This is a genomic window from Agrilactobacillus fermenti, assembly GCF_021030645.1.
In the GTDB taxonomy this organism is placed as follows: domain Bacteria; phylum Bacillota; class Bacilli; order Lactobacillales; family Lactobacillaceae; genus Agrilactobacillus; species Agrilactobacillus fermenti.
This window is the reverse complement of record NZ_JACGCJ010000070.1, coordinates 1-592: the sequence shown is the minus strand read 5'-3', so window position 1 is coordinate 592 and position 592 is coordinate 1. Positions and strand designations below refer to the sequence as shown.

Below are 592 nucleotides of genomic sequence, written 5' to 3'. Positions count from 1 at the left end.
CCCTTGGGTAAATATTCCCGGATCAAACCATTGGTATTCTCACTAGTTCCTCTTTGCCAAGGAGCATGGGCATCTGGAAAGTAAAACTCGATCCCCGTCTTCTCAGTAACTTCTTGATGGGCTGTGAATTCTTTACCGCGATCAGGCGTGATCGTTTTGATCAATTTGATCGGTAGTTGGCTCGTCAATTTCAATAGAGCTTCTGTGACAGCACTAGCTTTTTTATAGGCAGCCTTGCCAATCAAGGTATACCGTGATTTTCTGTCAACGACCGTTACAACACAGGCTCTACCAGTTTTCCCCGCCATAGTATCTAATTCCCAATGACCAATCTCCGTTCTATCATTGGCGGCCAACGGCCGTTCATGGATGGTGTGACTGATTTGAATTTTACCGCGTTTTTCCACATACCCTTTGGCATGACGTGTTTTACCTCGATGGCGTAGTTTGCGGGTGGCTTTTTGATTTTGTTGGTCGAATGTGCCGTTTTGAATAGCCCGATAGATCGTATTGTAGCTGATTTGGAGTTGATGATGTTCAACCACTAAGCGGTTCGCAATTTCTTCAGGGGACCAATGGCATTCTAAAAACA

At 44.9% G+C, this 592-nt stretch carries 1 protein-coding gene; it reads right to left on the bottom strand.

The features are described from left to right. A partial coding sequence (locus FHQ08_RS12640) for an IS30 family transposase (protein ID WP_230914746.1) occupies positions 1 to 592 on the bottom strand: 592 nt, incomplete at both ends.